The organism is Bacillus sp. SIMBA_154, from assembly GCF_046536015.1.
Taxonomy (GTDB): Bacteria; Bacillota; Bacilli; order Bacillales; family Bacillaceae; genus Bacillus; species Bacillus pumilus_P.
In genome coordinates, this window is the sequence record NZ_JAWJBV010000269.1 from 1 (window position 1) to 271 (window position 271).

1 protein-coding gene is annotated in these 271 nt (G+C 70.1%); it reads right to left on the reverse strand.

Translation table 11 applies throughout. The annotated features are described in order from the left end of the window. Nucleotides 1-271 (reverse strand): hypothetical protein (locus R0K30_RS22000; RefSeq protein ID WP_410612970.1); only part of this gene is annotated, 271 nt, incomplete at both ends.

The following is a 271-nucleotide window of genomic DNA, read 5'->3' on the forward strand; positions in this document are numbered from 1 at the left end:
GTAGGCGCTGACCTTGTCGAACTCGTCCATGGCGGCCTGCAACCCCCGGTACTGCTGCACGCAGCGGGTAGCGGCGCGGGCGTCCCGGGCGGCGCCCAGGCGGAATACCACCTCCCGGCTTTCGCCAGGCTCCAGCTGCAGCGCCACCTGCAATGCCGCGCACGGGTCCAGACCACCGCCGGTACGCCCCGACAGCCGTGACTGGCGCATACCCAAAGGCGCCTGGCAATCGCCGTTGCGCCCCAGGAATTCGCCGCGATCACAGGTCATG